General features: G+C 44.5%; 16 protein-coding genes. 2 read left to right on the top strand and 14 right to left on the bottom strand.

The genetic code is table 11. From position 1 onward, the window contains the following. Window positions 1-68: 68 nt before the first annotated feature. From NL644_RS13685 to NL644_RS13635, 11 genes are all read right to left on the bottom strand, one after another. Window positions 69-1,433, bottom strand: a complete 1,365-nt coding sequence (locus tag NL644_RS13685; protein WP_006742945.1) for an O-antigen ligase family protein — start codon at window positions 1,431-1,433, stop codon at window positions 69-71. After that, a complete protein-coding gene (locus tag NL644_RS13680) occupies window positions 1,430-2,860 on the bottom strand; it encodes a lipopolysaccharide biosynthesis protein (RefSeq protein ID WP_253658499.1) in 1,431 nt (476 codons plus the stop codon). The genes NL644_RS13685 and NL644_RS13680 overlap by 4 nt, the downstream gene beginning before the upstream one ends. After that, complete coding sequence (locus tag NL644_RS13675; RefSeq protein WP_253658498.1) at window positions 2,853-4,025, bottom strand: glycosyltransferase family 4 protein; 1,173 nt, start codon at window positions 4,023-4,025, stop codon at window positions 2,853-2,855. Before NL644_RS13675 ends, NL644_RS13680 begins: the two co-directional genes overlap by 8 nt. A gap of 11 nt (window positions 4,026-4,036) precedes the next feature. Then, complete coding sequence (locus NL644_RS13670; RefSeq protein ID WP_253658497.1) at window positions 4,037-5,221, bottom strand: glycosyltransferase; 1,185 nt, start codon at window positions 5,219-5,221, stop codon at window positions 4,037-4,039. A gap of 155 nt (window positions 5,222-5,376) precedes the next feature. Next, window positions 5,377-6,447 carry a glycosyltransferase family 4 protein gene (locus NL644_RS13665; RefSeq protein ID WP_253658496.1) on the bottom strand — a complete coding sequence of 357 codons (1,071 nt, stop codon included), beginning with the start codon at window positions 6,445-6,447 and terminating at the stop codon, window positions 5,377-5,379. Beyond that, window positions 6,422-7,945, bottom strand: coding sequence for a sigma-54 dependent transcriptional regulator (locus tag NL644_RS13660; protein WP_046875250.1), 1,524 nt, complete (start codon window positions 7,943-7,945; stop codon window positions 6,422-6,424). The genes NL644_RS13665 and NL644_RS13660 overlap by 26 nt, the downstream gene beginning before the upstream one ends. Before the next feature lie 276 nt (window positions 7,946-8,221). Further along, the gene (locus tag NL644_RS13655; protein WP_253658495.1) at window positions 8,222-8,602 is read right to left on the bottom strand and encodes an Hpt domain-containing protein; all 381 of its coding nucleotides are present in this window, start codon (window positions 8,600-8,602) and stop codon (window positions 8,222-8,224) included. A gap of 11 nt (window positions 8,603-8,613) precedes the next feature. Beyond that, window positions 8,614-9,300: an AAA family ATPase gene (locus NL644_RS13650; RefSeq protein WP_053807396.1), complete on the bottom strand. Its 687-nt coding sequence runs from the start codon at window positions 9,298-9,300 to the stop codon at window positions 8,614-8,616. Further along, on the bottom strand, window positions 9,300-11,402 hold the full coding sequence (locus NL644_RS13645) for an SLBB domain-containing protein (protein ID WP_161445565.1): 2,103 nt from the start codon (window positions 11,400-11,402) through the stop codon (window positions 9,300-9,302). Before NL644_RS13645 ends, NL644_RS13650 begins: the two co-directional genes overlap by 1 nt. Continuing rightward, window positions 11,399-12,265 (bottom strand): OmpA family protein, encoded by an 867-nt coding sequence (locus NL644_RS13640; RefSeq protein ID WP_253658494.1) that lies wholly within the window; start codon window positions 12,263-12,265, stop codon window positions 11,399-11,401. The genes NL644_RS13645 and NL644_RS13640 overlap by 4 nt, the downstream gene beginning before the upstream one ends. A gap of 26 nt (window positions 12,266-12,291) precedes the next feature. Next, window positions 12,292-12,612 carry an STAS domain-containing protein gene (locus tag NL644_RS13635; RefSeq protein ID WP_005394270.1) on the bottom strand — a complete coding sequence of 107 codons (321 nt, stop codon included), beginning with the start codon at window positions 12,610-12,612 and terminating at the stop codon, window positions 12,292-12,294. A 423-nt stretch (window positions 12,613-13,035) separates the two neighbouring features. Here NL644_RS13635 and NL644_RS13630 point away from each other — a divergent pair, with 423 nt between their 5' ends. Then, a complete protein-coding gene (locus NL644_RS13630; RefSeq protein WP_046875255.1) occupies window positions 13,036-13,881 on the top strand; it encodes a DNA ligase in 846 nt (281 codons plus the stop codon). Window positions 13,882-13,896: 15 nt separating this feature from the next. On the opposite strand, the gene NL644_RS13625 is transcribed toward NL644_RS13630, so the two are convergent. Continuing rightward, entirely contained in the window at window positions 13,897-14,895 is a 999-nt protein-coding gene (locus NL644_RS13625) for a DUF3080 domain-containing protein (RefSeq protein WP_253658493.1), read from the bottom strand. A gap of 133 nt (window positions 14,896-15,028) precedes the next feature. Then, window positions 15,029-16,399: an MATE family efflux transporter gene (locus tag NL644_RS13620; protein ID WP_253658492.1), complete on the bottom strand. Its 1,371-nt coding sequence runs from the start codon at window positions 16,397-16,399 to the stop codon at window positions 15,029-15,031. Between the two features lie 394 nt (window positions 16,400-16,793). Here NL644_RS13620 and NL644_RS13615 point away from each other — a divergent pair, with 394 nt between their 5' ends. Further along, a complete protein-coding gene (locus NL644_RS13615) occupies window positions 16,794-17,405 on the top strand; it encodes a riboflavin synthase subunit alpha (protein WP_253658491.1) in 612 nt (203 codons plus the stop codon). Window positions 17,406-17,480: 75 nt separating this feature from the next. Here the strand turns inward: NL644_RS13615 and NL644_RS13610 are convergent, their stop codons facing one another. Next, window positions 17,481-17,675, bottom strand: coding sequence for a CPXCG motif-containing cysteine-rich protein (locus NL644_RS13610; RefSeq protein ID WP_005396219.1), 195 nt, complete (start codon window positions 17,673-17,675; stop codon window positions 17,481-17,483). Window positions 17,676-17,846 lie beyond the last annotated feature (171 nt).

Here is a 17,846-nt window from a genome sequence, read left to right as displayed (position 1 = left end):
ATCACAATACGTGCCAAGGATTTATTTGTTATAAAACAGGTGATTGGGCTTTCTGTTGGTATTTGAAATTAGGGTTTCTCATTTTGACAATCACTTTGAACGATTCGGCTAACGACTACCGTTAATGCCGCCAGAATGTATATTGGCCAAGTGAAACCTTGAGTGAGGAAGGTGCCTGATACGATGGTCCCGATCAGCCCACTTAAGACTGCATTTGCTCCAACAGATAGGGTGTAATCCGATGTTGGCGTCAGTAGTGAAATAGAATGCAAAGAGGTTCGAATCAATGACACAATCAATGTAATGAACACGGCGAGTCCAACAAACCCCGTTTCCGCTAATACGCCAAACCAAGTACTGTGTACGGCGTGATTGATGCCATCCCAGTGAGGGCTATAGAAATAGTAATTAAAGTAGAAATTATCAAGCCCAACCCCAGTTAACGGATGGTGGAGAGCCATTTTAAATGCGGCTTCCCACGCGTAAAGTCGCCCCATCGCAGAGGCATCTATACCATCCTCGGCTGCGCCACCCGATTCTCGCCCTGAGATACCAGCAAATGCGTAGAGTACGATGGCTGCTACGGCGCCTAGTACTAAGACTAACGTTTTGCTTTTGATGTGCTTAAAGGCAAAGTACGCAAATACCGATAAAGAGCCTAACAAGCCTCCGCGGCTTTGTGTCTCAATAATCGCAAAAAACAATACCAAACAGGTAACAAGTGCAAAGAGCCGGAGATGCTTAGGTGAACGTTTCTCCATTAACTGACTAACGGTAAAGGCGAGAGGAAACATTAACACCAGCGCCAAGTCGTTCGGATCGCCGAGTACTGAGCCTATGGAGCGTCCAATCGATACGCGCGTCCCTTCCACTAAATCAATGCCATTCGCTGCGTTTTGTAATGCGACTAAACCAATCAACAATCCGGCGAAAATTATCGCTTTCGACATTTGTGCTAACTGAGCAGGCTTGGTAATAAGCCAGGTGATCGCCAATGTCATAATGATGATTTTCCAATAGGTATTTTTGAAAACTGTAATGGCAATGTCACGACTGGAGGCGAAGACGATGCCGATGATCACCAGCCCCCAAAATATGCACAACCATTTTAATGAAGGGTGCCAAAAAGCCGTAAGCTGGCGACTTATCAAAAGGTGGAAAGCAAGTGCGGCCAGTGCCCCCAATGATAGTAGCAATGGGATCTTAAAGTTATAGATAACGGGAAACGCTTCATGAATACGGAAGAATGAAAAAATAACGAACAGCGTGACAAGCCAAAACGTTTGGTTGAGAACGAACAGTAAAGCCAGTGGGGCGAAACATAGTGCGACGATCAAAATAGGGTGAGGCATAACAATCCAAAGCAGGCCGATACAGACGGTAATCGTCAGCGCTGCGATGGACTGCTTTCTTCTCACCTTGGTTTCAGTCATAACGAGTATCTCTTCACCTGTCCACGCCATTTCACCATGTATCGAGTGAGCGCATTTAGCGTCTCTGTACTCATATAGCGAGTGGCTATCCCTGCCAGCAAAGTGCATGTCAAAATGCAAATTGCGATGGCGATGCCTATTGATTGTGAAGAGTGAAGCAGGAACAGTGCCACACCGGAGATAATCTGCAATAAAACCATCAGACTTAGGTGAAAAGGCAACGGCATGCATTGTTGGCCTACCACATAAGTAAGGCCAAGCTTACACAGTTGAGCGTAATAAAGCGCAATGAAAACTCCATAGATACCCAGGGACGACAGGCCAAACAGCAAAGCAATTGCAACGCATGCTGAGACGACATTAATACCCAGTAACCAGCGAGTACGACGCTTGTACAAAATGGAAATATTAATGAGTTCGCTCCACTCTTTTAGCATGGCGATAGGCAGTAAGAACAAGCTGAACAGTACCGCCTCATGATAGGTTTCTGGTAACAGGTAAGTGATCATCACCATTGCTAATGTGCCGACTGCAACACTTAAACCGGTAATGTAAATCATACCTAGATGAGTGATGCGCACAGCTTCTGTACTCCTACGCGCTTCTAGGTAATTAAATCGACGTGGCATCCACCACATGCCAAATGGCTGAACTAAAATACACATGCCAACCGCAAATTTTACGGCTATCGCGTAAATCCCTAATGTCGCAAGTGAGGCGTTCGCGCCGATGAACCATCGTTCAGCGCCATTGAGACAAAACGAAACCAATCCAGCCATCATCATTGGCAGACAGTAATTTAGGTATTGTTTCGCCACTGTCAGATTTGGAAGAGTCATGCTGTAGCGGTTAATGATGTGCAGCCAGACAAACTGAGTAATAGCAGCCAACAAGCCACCCCATAAAACAGAAATGACATGTGGGTGAATAGACAGTGCCGTGATGATGAAAATGACCTGAAAAACAGTGGTAGTCACCATGACGTTAAGTAGGGTTCTTGCTTTGTCGTCCTGTGTTCTCAACCAAGCTGTGCCGATTGCGATACTGCCTTCTAGAACGATAGCAAACATAACAATAGCAAACTCGACGCGCGTAAAAGGTGCAGGAATAGGCGCGAGCATAATGATAGCGAGTAGGCATAAAGCCACGATACCAGCGATGAACAAAGCAAGTGAGTACAGCTGGTTTAGAAGGCTTGTGCGCGTATTTTGATCCTTTTCAACCCCGACGAATCGATACAGCGCTTCATGCAAAGCGAAACTGACGAATAAGGTTGTGACAACGCCAAAGGTGGTAAGCAGTTCAAGCTTGCCCATTTGTTCTGGTGAGAGAAAGTGGGGCAATACTGGCAGCATGATTAAGCTGATGCTTTTGTTTATCACTAACGCGATAGCGAACAGCGACATATTGGTCATTGCTTTAGACATGGTCATATCCTTTGATGTATCGCGGTGTTTTGAGTTTACAATCGCCATTCGGTGCGGATTCTGCTGCAAGGTGCTGAGCGATTGGCAGATAACAACGTTCGGCCGTATAAAGTTGAGAAACGTTGAGTGCTTCGATACCCATTGTCACTTTCATCCATGGAGACTCATTCAAAAGGCGAATTGCGTTATGTAACGACGCCACATTGTTTGGTGTGTACTTGATGCAATTGCGGCCGTGCGTTAATACGCGATCCCAGTAGCTATCATCATGTGGGATGACGATGCACATGCCTGCTGCGAGAGCTTCTAAAATGGATAACCCAAAAGGTTCGTTAACACTGGTGGAAACAAACACACCACACTGAGAGCGTAGGTCACCTAGGTTATCTGGGCACTCATGCCATTCAACACCTTTTGTGGTGAAGTCTGGTGTTGAATATTCCACACCTGCCACATTTGGTTTGATGTAACACACGGTAGATTTGATCTCTTTTGTCTTATCAAGTGTTAAAGCATCAAGAAAAAGATCGATGTTCTTCCATTTTAGTAAGCTCGCTGCCCAGAAGACGCGGTTTGAAATCGGATTTGCTTGTTTTGGCCAGCGGTCTCTCGATAGTCCGTTAACAAACGTAGACGCATTCAAACCACACCAATAGCGTTCAGTGGCTGGCTTCTCTGTTTTGAGGTAGACCTGTAAGGCCTCTAGCATCGATTCTCGGGTGTTTGCCAAGTAATAAATTGCGGATGCTTTTACCAAGCAGTAGCCGGAAGATCTTGAACGACCAATTGGACCATGAACCATTTGTACAACAGGCTTTTTGCTGATTAATCTCAGTAAGTACAAAGGCATATCATTACTTGGGCAAGATAGACCTAAAAAGCTATCTATCTTTGGTAGTTTCATGCACGCAAAAATCAGTTGGATAAAGTAATACGCGTTCATTAACCAGTAAGTGAGGCCATGAGTGGAGCTCAATGGTGATGGTTTGATTTTGATAATCTGCACACGAGGCGTATCACTAAGCAGTGACTCCCAATGCTCTGGATTCGTGGTCAGCAGATAACCAATTACGTTCAGTTTATCGCACTGTTTGAGGAGCTCTGCATTCGCAATCTTAGAACCACCTTGCATTGGGATGGCGTCGAACATTAATACACGTTTCATGACTGGGCTCCTCAATTGATGCTCAACCAGCGTGAAAGAGGCTTCATGCAGTGAGTCATTGGCATTGGTGTAATACTGTTGTTCTCAAGCTCACCTTCATAAATACGTTCAATGGCGCTTATGGATGCTGCAGTCGTGAGGTTTTGGCTAGCATGAAGATAGGCGTTTTCAGCTAGCTTGTTTCTTAGAGCTACATCTTGCATGACTTGTTGGATAGCGTTTAATAAGCCTGCCATTCCGCGATTCTGGTACAGTAGCGCAGAGTGATTATGCTCGAACAACTCAGGAATACCTCCTGTTTTAGGAGCCACGATAGGTAATTGGGCTAAAGCCGCTTCCCCTAATACGAGACCAAAGGCTTCCTCGTAGGCGCCGCTAATAAAAGCGTCTGCATTCCCAGACATCCATGCACCAGCATTGCTTTTTTCCCCGACAAAGTGGACTCTGTCTTGGATACCGAGATCCGAAGCAAGTTGTTGCAATGTTTCTCTTTCCTCGCCATCGCCAACGATAACAAGATGAGGATTATCGTGATGGTAATTGTGCATGCGCATAGCGCGAATAAGGCGGTCGAATCCTTTTCTTTTAATCAACGAACCTACCGAGAGAAAGGTAAACGCTTGTGGAGGTATTCCGAGGTGAGCCTTGATATCAATGGGCGTATCAGAGCCCAGAAGCGATACACCGTTGTGCACAACATAAAGCTGGTCTTCTGGGTAACCATCCTGAATAATTTCACGACCGACATCTTTACTAACGCAAATCAATTTTGGGGAGAGGTGTAGCCCAAGAGAGAAGCGATCTCGCAATGTATAGTGACAATGAAGTTGGGTGACAAGTGGGATGTGATTCATGCGTGCAGCCAAGCACATCCATTGACAAGGACCACCGCTATTAACGTGTACCAAGTCGATATTGTGTTTTTCGATCAGTGCTGAGCCCTGTTTGATAAGGCTGTTCCATCCGCTAATATCCCAGCGAGGTGCACTCCAGCCACCAACGAGATTGAAAACAGAATGTTCCGCTTCAATTCCGAGCGATTGACACTTATCGATTAGTGGCTGGCAGTTTGACCACACGAATGGCACAAACTTATCACGGTCAATCCCTGAGATGAGATCCAGAAGTACCACTTCACTGCCGCGAATCCAGTTATCACCATAATGAACATATAGAATGCGTTTTGGAGTAGTCATAAGTCACCTCTGTCTCATCATTAACTTGTGTTAACTGCTGAGTTGCAACAGAGATGCCAAAATATGCCATTAGTTTATGTGTTTGAATATTATTAGATATTTGTGCTTGGCCTTAAGGGGGTAAGCAATATTCTCATATTGAGAACCAATATGGCTTATTGCTCCGTTTCAATTTGATATTTTCGTAGCAATACAGGAATAACGCTTTGCGCCGAGAAATCATCAATAATGGTCTGCCGAGCGTTTTGACGAATGAGAGATTGCTGCTCTTCATCAAGAGACATCCAATGTTTAAGGCATTGAGCGAGAGATGGGATGTCATTGACAATAAAGCCATTTTCGCCAGTTTGGATAATATCGGGCAAGCGACCCACGCGTAGGCTCATCACGACTATTCCTCTAGCCATTGCTTCAAGCGCCGCCATAGGCAGGCCTTCATAGCGAGAAGAAATTACCAGCACGCCAATGTTTTTCCAAACGGTCTCCATTTCAGTTTGATGACCGAAAAATGTCACATTTGAAGGGGCAATTTGGGCGAGTGATTCTCTTTCTGGTCCATCACCGAAAACACTAAAATGCAGTGTTGTGCAGAGCTTAGCTACTTCGATAAATTGGTCGGCACCTTTTTCTTGGCTCAATCGGCCGACGAAGGCGATTTCTTGATAGTTGAGATTACAATCGGGAATCGAAACAAAGTTATTCAGCAGTTCCGAAGGGAAAATGACTTTGCGCTGAATGCTTGGGCTGACGGAAAAGCAGTGGTTAGAGAGGTAGCCTGAACTTCTATCAAGCCAATCATAGAGCCACATTTTGCCCGAGGATGATTCTCCTGCATGATAAGTTGAAATCAAGCGAGGAAATGTGCGCGTGAGTAGCTTGGCACAGCGCGCTAAGATTGACGCTTTGTAACCGTGGGAGTGAATGACCGATGGTTGGTGATTGGCGACCGCGCTTGTTAGGTGTTTGATCTTTAATGCCTTATGTGGCTCACCAGACAAATGGTTCAAGTAACTCACAGGGATGGTGGATTCTTCTGCTTTTTCTACAATCTGTGCTGGTGGCGAGTACTCAGTCGTTAAGACAACACGTGCTTTGTGCCCAAATGTCATTAATCCACGAGCAAGCTCTATGACGTGACTTTCGATACCGCCAAACAGGCGGCTATCAAGAAAAATCCAAATTTCACCAACGTCAGGTTTCTCAAGATTGTTCGAGATTAATTTCATCCGCTTCCCACGCTTGTTTTTTTCGGTAAACCGTAGATGGGCTTAGCTCCAGCATTACGGCGGCATTGAGAACGTTGCCATCACAGTATGCGATTGCGTTTTGAATCGCCTCACGTTCCACTTGCCACATAGGGCGAATGGTTCCATCAGAGTTAAAGTACGGCGAGGCAGCCGCTGAGGATTGTATGTTAGGTTCCGGTGTCGGTATTGACGGCTCTCTAGCGGGGGCCGACTGTTCCTCAACATACACAGGTTGGGATGTTATTGTTGTAGGGTTTGCTGGCTCTTGAGTTACATGTGTGGGAGTGGATGTTCTCACCGTTTTAGACTTTCTAGTCAGTTGAGCGGGTAGGTGATTCACCGTGACTTTTTCGTCATTATTAAGCACTACAATGTTACGTATGATGTTTTGCAATTGCCTTACATTACCCGGCCATTCGTAGTGCTTGATGATATGTTGAGCTTCGCTGTCGATTGTTGAGAATTTCTTTTTGTCCTGTTTGGCATAAGTGGTCAAAAAGTGCTTGGCTAGCGTGACGATGTCACTTCCTCGCTCGCGCAGAGGGGGCATATCGATAGGTATTACGTGTACGCGGTAATACAAATCTTCACGAAAACGACCTTCTTCCACTTCTGTTAATGGATCTCGGTTGGTGGCACAAATGATTCGAACATCCACCTTCATCTCTCGAGTGCCACCAAGCGGTGTGTAGGTTCCTGTTTGAAGAAAACGGAGCAACTTCTTTTGCATCTCAAGTTCCATTTCACACAGTTCATCGAGAAAAAGCGTACCACCGTGAGCCAGCGTCGCAGCACCTTTTCGGTCTGTTGTGGCTCCGGTAAATGCGCCTTTAACATGGCCAAAAATCTCACTTTCCATTAAATCTCGTGGGATAGCCCCGCAGTTTATAGCAATAAAAGGTTTGTCTTTACGGTCGCTCTGACGGTGCACGGCTTCAGCACAGACTTCTTTACCTGTGCCGCTTTCACCCACAATAAAGACACTGGCAGATGTTGGAGCAACGGCATCAATAGTTTTATATACCGCCTGCATTGGAAGACTTGAACCGATAAATCCGTGATAGTTATGGCGATCAAACTTGGACTGAATGTTTTCTACTAAATCTTCCAATTTGGCGCGTTTGAGGTGTAATGCAACAGAAGTTTTTAGGCGATCGGCGTTAATAGGTTTTTCTAAGAAATCTTCCGCACCTTTTTGAATTAGGTTAACGGCTAAGTCTACGCTGCCGTGCGCTGTAGCAATAATAACGGAGGTAGGAATGTCATTCTGGTTGATCCAATCCAACACGTCTTCACCAGACATATCTGGCAGTTTCAAATCGAGAATGATGAGCTGAGGTTTGCTTCTTTCAATAAATTGAATTGCTTCGCGACCTGTTTCGACATGAAAAATGTCATAAGGTTCGTCTTTGACATACTGCTTATAAAGTATGGCTAGTGAAGTAGAGTCTTCTACCAGTAACACCCTTGGTCTCATAGTCCTATCCCAACGTAGTTCGTTTCACTTTTATGATTTTTGTCAGCACTATTATTTGTATTTGGCGTGATGAGCGAGTTATATGACTTAGTGCTCTCTAGTGCTGAATATTCTCAATTTGAGAAAAGCGTTATCTAAGTATTAGCACAAGGTGGGAAATTTGCGAAAAATCCATACTTTTTAATTGATTAAGTTAAATTGTAAATATCTTAGATGATATCGGCATCGCACTTTAATAAGTGCGATGATTCATAAGATAATTTATCATTGAAACTGTTACTCGAATCCTTGATCTTTTCGCTTTTCTAGCGCGTCAAACGATTCATTTGCCAGCTGGGAAAGAGACTCACAGAGAGCCAATGCTTCTAGTGTTTTCCCTTCCACACAATATTTCTCAATCATTCTTGCTTGTCTGGAAAGCGTTCGGTTACCTAAAGCAAGGGCAGAGCTGCCGAGTGTATGAACTTCGAACTCTAATGTTTGGAGGTCTTTCGCGCTTAATGCTTGCTCTACTTTCTCCATGCGCTCTCGTGACTCTTCAATATAATGTTCAATCAGCGTAGGGATGATTTCGGCGCACGTATCTTTGATCATTTGCTGGAGAATGTGTTCATCCACCAATTCTTGTTCGATAGTCGGTGTGTTATTTGCAGTCATATTGGCGCTCCCTATAACATAAATAGTTCACTTTTCTTAATTTGTTGAGATATCTTTTCTTTCCACTTTTTGGGTAAAAAGCGTAGCTTGGAAACTTGGCGGATCAATTCATCTTTCAGGCTTGGTGTATGCTTCATGTTCAGCACGGAACCAATCAAATTCGCATCGCTAGCATCAAGTAGTTTTTTGGCTTGTTCGAGTTGGGTTGCCGTCGTAGAGCCATAATGTGCGACTAATAAGGTGGCATCACATACGCCCGCAATCACTTGAGGGGCAATATTGCTTCGGTTGACACTCAGAAGTGGAGATGTGTCTATCACGACACGCTCGTACTGCGTTAACCACTCTGCAATATTGCGCTTCAGCATCGTCGGGTCTCGGTACGCCAATTGAGTGCTGGCGAGAGATGGAGCAGGGAGACCGACTAAGGTTTGATGCGTATTTTCTCTTGTGATCAGGTGGCCAACTTTTTCGGCATCATCAAACTCGTGAATGGTGCGATACGCGGGCTTGAACAGGTTAAGATCCACATACAAAGTATTGTGTCCAGCTAAAACCAGACGCTCTGCTAGAGATGAAGCAACGGAAGTGACGCCGTCTTCAGACTTACAACCCACAACACAAATCGTTTTGTGGCCTTTCTGTTCACTCTGAAGATAAATTTGCTCAATCTCAGCGTGAGTGGCAGGAATAGTCATTACAACGCTCCTATTAACACGATGGTTGTGGTGATTTGTAAAATATCTCTTAATCCGGCTCTTGCTTTTTCAGCAAAGCTTTCGTCTTTATGTGGAATGTAAATGGTGTCGCCTGCACGGATGACTGGTAAATCATAAATGTTGGCGGTTTTGCTAAAGTTCACCAAATCAAATGTTCGAGCTTGGCCCTGACAGCAAGACATGTTGACCACACTGATTTTTTCAAGATACGCATTGTTTGTCGGGCCTCCTGCTTCGGCCAGCAAGTCGAGTACCGTCATGTTGTCATTAAATACATAGCGCCCAGGGTCTCTTACTTCACCTAATACACGCACGGTGGATTCTTTGGAGCGATCCAACCAGTTTTTGTTTTTTTCCGGAATGTAAATGGTATCGCCGGGACGAACGTGGGGCAGAATGGACTCATCGCCTGTTTCAAAGTACATCGACAAATTCAATTTACTCACTTTGGCATAGCCTAGGCCTCGGTGCGTCACACGAATATTGTGAATATCGGCATCCATTGTTGGTCCATCGGCGGCAGATAGAATATCCAGAAAGTGCATCTCTTCAGTAAAGCGATAGCGGCCAGGGGCATTGATTTGACCGAAAACATATATCGAGGCATCAGAGCTCTGGCTTACCCATTGCGATTTGTTGTCTGATGGATCGTCAGGTAATGCATGGACTCTTACGACCGTACCAGCAGCAACTCGGGGCAGATTCGATGTTGGTGAGCCATCTAAAATGTATTGATCTAAATCGAACTGTGTCATTTGACCATTATTGGCGACTTCAATTTTGGTGGTGTCAGCTCGACGTGTTGGGCCGCCAACATGCGCAAGCAGATCAATTAAATCCATTTCGTCTGACCATTCAATACGTCCCGGGCGCACGACTTCTCCCATCACAGCGACCGCTCGACTTGGCGCCACTTTTAGCCATGACTTCTCGTTGAAATCGGTTTTCTCAGGGACGAAAATCGCGTCTCCAGGTCCGACATTCGGTGGTCTAACCGAAGACAGCCCCTCGGTATGCGCGGTTAGGTCGAATTTGATGACCTTACCATCGGCTTTTATGACACGAATTTGGCGAGATTCTGCATAGCGAGTAGGCCCGCCTGCATTGGCGAGAATATCCATGAAGCTAGCGTCTTGCTTTCCTTCATACGCGCCAGGGTGAGCAACTTCACCCATGACATAAACCACATTTGCACCCGCTTTGATTTCTTCTTCCTGTTTTGGAACAAAAATGGTGGCACCCGGTAGGATTTCTGGTAGTAAGCTTTGATCACCCGTATCCAGATACTTTTTTAGATTAAACATGGTTGGGTTGTTATTTGTGATCACGCGAATTTGCTCAACACTGGCATATCGTGTTACGCCGCCAGCTCTCATCACGACATCAACGAGCGTGGTGTTCGGTTTGTAAGAGAATGAGCCGGGAGCATTAACTTCACCAAAGACTTTGATGGCACGAGCGGAGTCTGCGCTGTCGCCTGAGTTCGCGAGTTTTGCTGCATCAAATTCTTGCTCAATATTCCCAACGAGTGGAGATGCTGGAACAAACAGTACGTCCAGCGATTCCAATTCCGGGAGCTGGCTATTGTCACCAGTATCAAGGAAACGTTTGTAGTCAAACTCGATGTTTTTGTCGCCGCGTTTAACGATCATTTTATCGAGCTGAGCACCAGCGCGAAGGCCGCCAGCTTCGTATACAAACATTTGAATGTTGGAACCTGAAGGTAAGGTATATTCCCCGGGTTTGACCACGTAGCCTTGGACCGACACTAATAACTGTTGTTGTTTGATAAAGACTCGAGCGTTGTTTACGTCACGATACACGGTTTTTAGCGTTTCGATAATCACGTCTTGGAGCTGTTGCTCATTATATCCAGCAACAAATACAGGGCCGACTTCCGGTAAGTTAATACGCCCACGGCGATCGACTTGAAACCCTTTATTTAAAGAAGCTTCTCCAGGTAGGTTAATCTGAATTAAATCGCCGACCTTAACAGTATTGTTTTCATCTGCTGACGAAGTAGGTACCCAAGCAACCAAGCACAAAAGAACTAAGGTGATAAATGGTTTCATCGTGTTCATAGCGTACCTCCTGCAGATAGATTGCGATTTACTGAGGTATCGCTATCTGAATTAGTGCTAATAACCTCGATGCTTACGCGGCGATTGGTTAAACGCACGGCAGGTGTTTCACCTTCATAAAGCGGCAGGCTATCTCCCACAGATTTGGTGGTTACGCGTTCTGAAGTGATGCCAAATACAGTCAGGTAACGCTTCACTTGTTCTGCACGCGCTTGAGCGAGTTTCTGGTTGTAATCTGGTGAGCCAGTGACATCGGCATGCCCAGTCACCACAAGAGTTAGGTTAGGGTGGTCACGTAAAATGTAGGCAGCTTCTGCCAAATGTCCCATGTACTTTGGATTAATTTCTGCTGAATCGACAGCAAATTGATTATCAATATTGAGGAGTGCATAAATTTCAGCGACGACGTTCAAATCGCTACGCAATGCTTCAATATCATCGGGTGGCGTACAAGTGGTTTGGCTTAATACATAGTCGAGTTGCTGTTCAAGTTGGTTTAAACGTCGACGTTGAATCACCAGATCGTTAGCTGCATCGAGTAGAAGTCCGCCTTCTAGCTCACGTGCGATTCTGTTTTGCTTCTCAAGCGCTTGCACTACTGCTGCAGGAAAGCACCAGCGTGCGCCTTCTTGAATCAACGCGTCTAGGTGTAGCTTGGTGAGTTGCCAATCAAACCTCAACCCATGCTCTGGACCTAACGGCTCATCGGGCATGACTGGGGAAAACTGATAATTTTCAATTGAAATATCTTGATAGTTTTCCGCCAAGCCACCTTTTCCGTGGTCTGGGTAGTCAAACGACGAACAACCAAACATGCCGACAACAAGACCGCTTACTACATATCGTCGTATAAGATTTACCATGCCAACCTCCGTTTAAACCGGTATTTTTAGTGTCCTTTTGAGTTAACGGGAATAGCATGGTTAATACGAAGCAAGCTCATGATTTCTAAAGGTTGGCCTGATACGTTTTCAATACTCATGCTTCTTTCACGTTCAACTAGACGCTTATATAAGTAAACAATGGCACCAATCCCTGAAGAATCAAGAAATTGGACGTGCTGTAGGTTAATTTCGACTTCTTTGTGATGATTGTCGTGAATTACTTCATCAATGTGATGTTGTGCTTGTCGACAGCCACTTGCGTCTAAGTCACCAAAAAACTCAATGGCTAATTTGTCTTGATTAATTTCTAGTTTGCGTAATTCCATGACTCTATCTCCGTTTGTTTTCTCTACTTGGATATAGAGCAGGTAACGTGCCAAATTTAAATGCAAATAAAATCAAATAGTTATGATTTTTTGATAATGTCATTCAAATTGAGAAGGAATAGGTTCTCAATTTGAGAATCAAAAACGCATAGATAGACGGCTTGTTCAGGAGAGATGTCGAATTAATATCGAGTGCTAAAGCAAGAGTCTCATCGAGATTAGATTGCGACTTCATTTGAGACTCACCCATCTTATTGTGAACAATGTGTAAATATTAAATGCAAAATCTGTCTAAAGTTTATGATTGTCCTTGCAAATCATTACTTAAGTTGATTGTTCTGAGTCGAAGAATGACTAGTAACAAATAGGTCATCGAGAGGAGTTACGGTTCAATAAAGGCGCTTTTTTGTACAAGGTCTTCTTATGCCATTAAAAATGACATTAATCGCGCTGGCTGTTATGACAGCGTCTTCTCAGCTTCAAGCTGATACTTCTCTCACACCTCCAGTTTCTCTTGCGCAAAGCTATCAAGATGGTATCGATGTATCTGAATACTGGTATAGCGAAAAACTCGACGGCATTCGCGCCTATTGGACAGGGCAGCATCTCGTGACGAGAAATGGTAACCGAATCTACGCTCCAGATTGGTTTATAGATTCACTACCTGACTATCCGTTAGATGGTGAGCTATGGGCGGGACGAGGCAATTTTCATCTCGTACAACAAACGGTTTTGGATAAAACGCCTGTGGAGTCAGCTTGGCGAAACATTGATTTTATGATCTTTGATATGCCGTATTCTGCTGGTGATTACCGGAAGCGTTATTACAACATCAAAGACTTAGTGCTCGAAGTAGACCAACCTCATATCAAATATGTCGAACACCGAGCGATCCAAAATGAAGCTCACCTGTTTGCGCAATTGGATAAGATTTCAATATCCGATGGTGAAGGGGTGATGCTACGTAAGGTATCAAGTCGTTATCAAGCTGGACGTGGTAGTGATTTACTTAAACTGAAACGATACGCGGATGATGAAGCGCTAGTCGTGGGCTATAAGCCAGGCACGGGGCGTTTATTGGGTATGATGGGGGCGATGTTAGTTCGCTTACCCGATGGTACAGAGTTTTACATTGGTAGTGGGTTTACCGATGAAGTGCGTCGTCAGCCTCCGAAAATAGGTTCAACCGTCACGTTCAGGTACAACGGTTTTACTCATACCGGTAAACCACGTTTTGCCCGATTCTTGCGTGAGAGGCTGAAGGAATAGAACGCTCTGCACTTACTAGTTGCCAACGGTTACGCCGCACCGCTTGAAGAGACCCTGCCAAAACTGAACGTGGTTTAGGGTTTCTTGTCTAAAGGTTTTGTGTGCTTCTTTTATGCCATATTGATGACCATGAAGTTGCATACGCTTTTCTATCAAGGTGGCGCCATCATGAAGTTGCTGATAGGTACTGTCTAAATAGGCTAAGTAAGGTTGCACTTCTTCAACGTAAATGGATTGGAAGACATTTCTTAGGTAGCGGAACTGGGTCACGTCTCGGTTTGGCCCGCACAACACGTTATTCTGATGTTGTTCAAGTAACTGAGTCGTAGCTTTTAGCCAGTGAGAAGCGTTTATCATAGAATAGTAAAGTCGTCCGATTAAACGAGATTTCTCTAGCTCTTCTTGATACCGCACAATCTCAATATCGGGCAGGCGTGAAATGCCGCGATGAGGCAAGCTGTACATTTCACTGAAAAGGCGATAGACGTCGTTAATACGTGCAATATCATTCGTCGTTTCTTGAGATAGCCAATCCGACGCCGTTAGCTGCTTTTGCATTGCATCACTCGCGAGTAGTAAGTTGTCGAGATGAATGTCTAAATGTTGCCACTTAGTCGAATAAAGCTCTGTCAATGTAGCGCGTTCTTCATTGCTAAGCGGAAATTCGGATAGACATCGATTCATGACTCGTAACAGTGAAGTTTGGTAATCAAAATCATGAAATGCATCCTGCACCTTACCAAGTTGCGAGTTTTTCTCGGCAAGTAGATTGAATAATCCACACTGGCGTAATTGGTAGCTTTCTAGTAAACCAATCGATAGCCTGGGAAGTGGCTCGAATAAGTCGCGTTTTGCAGGTATGGTCACCGTAGGTTGTGATTCGATTGGAAGAGTAGGAGCGTCCAACACATTGGCGACACGTTGGTGATATTTGTCAAACATTGCTCTTTCTGGGTTGAACCAGTTATCGCAACCGTTAAGAAACAAGACTAAAAACAATAAAATAGACCGCACAAATATCCTTTTTATAACTTCGTATTCGTCACCAAAAGAGCAGGCTGAACTGGCTCACAAGCTTGTTATAAGTATACTCAACAGCGTTATTATTCGATCAAAAAAGCCAGCGTGTGCTGGCTTTTTCTTATGATCACTGAACTGAAAAGTTCAATTGCACCTCTGGTTCTTGGCGGTGCATCCAGCGCATTCTTACCCCTAACATAAGTGCGGCAGAAGAAAGGCCGATGATAAAGCCTAGCCAGAAACCTTGCGCACCCATTGGCTCGACGATCCAGTCTGTGCGGCCAAGGACGTAACCCATTGGTAAACCAAGAATCCAGTAGGCGATAAAAGTACGGTTGAAGATGGCTCGCATATCTTTATAGCCACGCAGTGCACCTGCCGCGATTACCTGAACTGCGTCCGTACATTGATAAACAGCAGCAAATACGAGCAGTTGCATCGCTAGAGTGATGACCTCAGGGTTGCTAGTGTAAAGTTCGGCGATCCATTCACGAGACAATACGGTTAATATCGCTGTAAGAACAGATAAACCTAGACCAACCATGATGCCCACTCGTGAAGCAACGCGAGCGCCATCAACGTTTTCTTCGCCAAGTCGGTGTCCAACACGAATACTTACTGCCGCACCGATACTCATTGGAAGCATAAATACTAGCGACGAGAAGTTAATCGCAACCTGGTGCGCCGCAACGATGATTGGTCCTAGTGGTGAGACCAATAGTGCAACGACAGCAAATAGTGTCACTTCAAAAAACAGCGCTGCTGCAACAGGAAAGCCGAGCCTGAACAGACGAACTTGCGCTTTCCATTGTGGTCGATGCCATTCACCAAATAAGTTGATGCTTTTAAGTCGATCTGATGTCATTACATAAAGCAATAGTAGGGCAAACATAACCCAGTAAACAATCGTGGTTGCAACACCACAGCCAACACCGCCTAATTCAGGTGCGCCAAACTTGCCATACACGAAAATCCAGTTTAGAGGAATGTTGAGCAGTAAACCGATAAAGCCAATGACCATTGCTGGTTTCGTCAATGACATACCATCCGTAAAGCTTCTAAGCGTTTGAAAAAGCAAGAAAGCAGGCACTGCTAAGATAACAGCATGAATGTATCCCACGGTTTTTTCTGCCATCAGCATTTCAACATCCATAAATCCGAGAATAAATTGGGTTTGAAGCAGCACTGCAATAATCGGCACACTGATCAACAATGCCAAAACGACGCCTTGTTGAATTTCAAACGGGATTTTTACTCGACGACCAGAGCCATTTAACTGTGCGACAACAGGGACTAACGCCATTAACAAACCCACACCAAATAAAATGGATGGAAGCCAAATACTTGAAGCGACAGAAACCGCAGCCATGTCGGTGGCACTAACGCCTCCGGCCATAACGGTATCAACAAACCCCATACCAGTTTGAGCAACAGATGCGATCAATACCGGGGTCGCCAATTTGATGAGACTTGATGCTTCTTCTTTATAGCGATGCACGAAAAATACTCCAGAGCGGAACAATAAGTTGAAAGAATGAGAGCGCTCGAGGACAAAAGATGTGGTGAACTGATCTGATGGTTGATTTTAGTCACGATAAGGTGAAAAAATGCCTCGGAGAAACTCCGCGCAAATGATAAACAATTGTATGTTTATATTCCATAGTTAGGTTGCGAATAGTGGATAACACTAACTTAATGCTCGCTAAGCTCAGGATACGCTAATACTGAGAGCTGTAATAAATCATGTTAATGTTAGAGGCATGTATGAGAACAAGGCTCCATTTTTCAATAGGTCGTTGCTCTATAATCTACAGGTTTTATCTCGATACACAGTGCTGTGCTTAAGGCTCTGTCATCGATTGCAGCTTGTATGAAATCAATAGGTAAAAAGAATGTTTACAGGAATAGTTCAGGGTACGGCGAAGGTCGTTAAAATTGATAAAAAAGAACGCTTTCAAACGCATGTTGTCGAGTTAAGCGAAGAGCTTTGTAAAGGATTAGAAATAGGTGCATCTGTCGCTCACAATGGCTGCTGCCTGACCGTGACCAAAATTAATGGCAACCTTATCAGCTTTGATTTAATGCAAGTGACATTGGCTCTCACCAACTTAGGCGAGCTAGTTGAAGGTGACAGAGTAAACATTGAGCGAGCTGCCAAGTTTGGTGATGAAATTGGCGGACACAGCATGTCTGGCCATATTAGTTTGATGGCTGATATTGTCGAGATCATCGATACGCCTAATAACCGCACTATTTGGTTCCAACTGCCGCAAGAATCAATGAAATATGTGTTAGCGAAAGGCTATATCGGCTTGGATGGTTGTTCTTTGACGATTGGTGAGGTTGAAGCGTGTCGTTTTTCAGTACATCTAATTCCAGAAACCTTGCAACGAACACTCTTTGGAGTAAGACAAGTAGGGGACCGCGTTAATATCGAGTTTGACCCTCAGACTCAGGCCATAGTTGATACTGTTGAGCGAGTTCTCGCAGCAAAACAGCTTTAGAATGATAAAAAGGAGCCAAGCGCTCCTTTTTAATTCAAGTGACTTTGTGTTTCCAACGCTTACATGCTCGAGTTGTTATTCGTAATTGTCATCGATAAACAGTTCGACTTTATCTTGCAGCTCATCTACTCGCATATTTAAGTGAATGGCATGGCAACAAGCTGGGCAATCATCATAAAACTCTTGGTCACCATTACTTGCATCTAGTGTAATGCCGATTGAATGTCCACAATGGGGGCATTTGACATGCCTTTCGGTATAATTTTTCATACAACAACTCCTAATATCGCAGGGCTTTTAAACACTCTATTCTTTAAGGAAGTACAGCCCTTCACTTACTTTGCCTACAAGGAAAATAGGCACAATCCAAAGTTAAGTCTCCTTTGATATTAGGTGGAGTTGTTGCTAATTGAGTCGAAATAAGTATAAAACTTGACCCCA

The organism is Vibrio sp. Y10_XG_PY6, assembly GCF_024181795.1.
Lineage (GTDB): Bacteria > Pseudomonadota > Gammaproteobacteria > Enterobacterales > Vibrionaceae > Vibrio > Vibrio diabolicus.
Note: the sequence above shows the minus strand (reverse complement) of the source record. Positions and strands in the feature narration are given on the sequence as shown.